Annotated in this window: 1 pseudogene; it reads left to right on the top strand. The window is 67.1% G+C overall.

Going from position 1 to position 428, the window contains the following annotated elements:
• Positions 1 to 428: pseudogene (locus J5M56_RS25855) on the top strand (hypothetical protein); the annotation flags it as partial.

Raw genomic sequence — 428 nt, 5'->3', positions numbered from 1 at the left:
CCCGTTATCTGCTCCTTGTCGCATTTTCAGTGCTGCTGGGCGCCTGCCAAAGCACGCCGCCGGTGGCTGAAGTCCCCGATGCGCGGGCTACGGCCATCGCACAGCTGGAGCAAAGCCTGGCCAGCAGCGAACTGGCCACCGCCGAAGACCAGTTGGCCGCGTTGCAGGCCGCAACCCCCAATGATCAATCCCTTGAGCAATACCAGCGGCAGCTGGCCGAGGCGTACCTGCGCCGCAGCCAGATCGTCCTGCAAAAAGGCGATGTCAACGCTGCCGCCACCGCGCTCAGCCGCGCCCGTGCTCTGATGCCCAAGGCGCCAGCGCTGACCGGCGGCGTCAACGGCGCGATCACCGAAGCGCGCAAGGCCGAGCTGGAAAAGGCTGAGGCCGCGCTGCTGGCTGCCGAAGCCAGGCCGAAAGCCAAGGTC

Source organism: Pseudomonas sp. 51_B (assembly GCF_017491595.1).
In the GTDB taxonomy this organism is placed as follows: domain Bacteria; phylum Pseudomonadota; class Gammaproteobacteria; order Pseudomonadales; family Pseudomonadaceae; genus Aquipseudomonas; species Aquipseudomonas promysalinigenes.
Note: the sequence above shows the minus strand (reverse complement) of the source record. Positions and strands in the feature narration are given on the sequence as shown.